Origin of the sequence: Pantoea sp. sgz302252, assembly GCF_042610525.1 — a bacterium.
GTDB lineage: Bacteria > Pseudomonadota > Gammaproteobacteria > Enterobacterales > Enterobacteriaceae > Erwinia.
Window position 1 is genome coordinate 1 of sequence record NZ_JBHDVM010000044.1, and the last position, 547, is coordinate 547.

At 61.2% G+C, this 547-nt stretch carries 2 protein-coding genes; both read right to left on the bottom strand.

What is annotated here, in order from left to right:
* The coding region (locus tag ACETPC_RS23805; protein ID WP_380184899.1) for a phage tail protein at positions 1-101 on the bottom strand (101 nt) is incomplete at its 3' end.
* Positions 98-547, bottom strand: a 450-nt coding sequence (locus ACETPC_RS23810; RefSeq protein ID WP_380184898.1) for a phage tail protein I, incomplete at its 5' end; no start/stop codon positions are given. The genes ACETPC_RS23805 and ACETPC_RS23810, both read right to left, overlap by 4 nt.

Below are 547 nucleotides of genomic sequence, written 5' to 3' on the forward strand. Positions count from 1 at the left end.
ACGGCCATTTCGGTAATCTGGATTTTCGTTCCCAGCGCGGCGGCATTGGCAAGCTTTGCCGCGCCCTGGCTGGTCAGCAGGGCAAAATATTTCGTGGTCATGTGCTCACTTCCGTCAGGTCAATAAGATGCACCGCCGCGCCGGAATAAACCGGCCCGCCGACGCTGATAAGTTCAGGGGTATAGGGATAAACCGTCAGCTCGTCGCCGCTGTAGCAGGCGGCGGCAACCGACAGCTCGCCGCTGGCGTCGAGGTTAATCGACAGCCCGATAAGGTGGCGGCTGCACGGCTTCGCGTCGGCGATCAGGCGCTCCAGCTCGTTATACATTTCTTCAGTAATGCCGGTATCCAGCACGCCTACATCCAGACGAAACGTCCCCGGCTCGCCGCCGGTCTTCCACCACTCAACGATGCGGATCAGGTAGCCGAGCGGTTCCACCACGCGCCGAATCGAGCCGAGCGTGCCTTTATGCTTGTGCACGTACTGCGAGGCCGACACCACGGCGCGCTTTGTGGACTCGCTCCAGCCGGTATCCCAGCGGTCAAC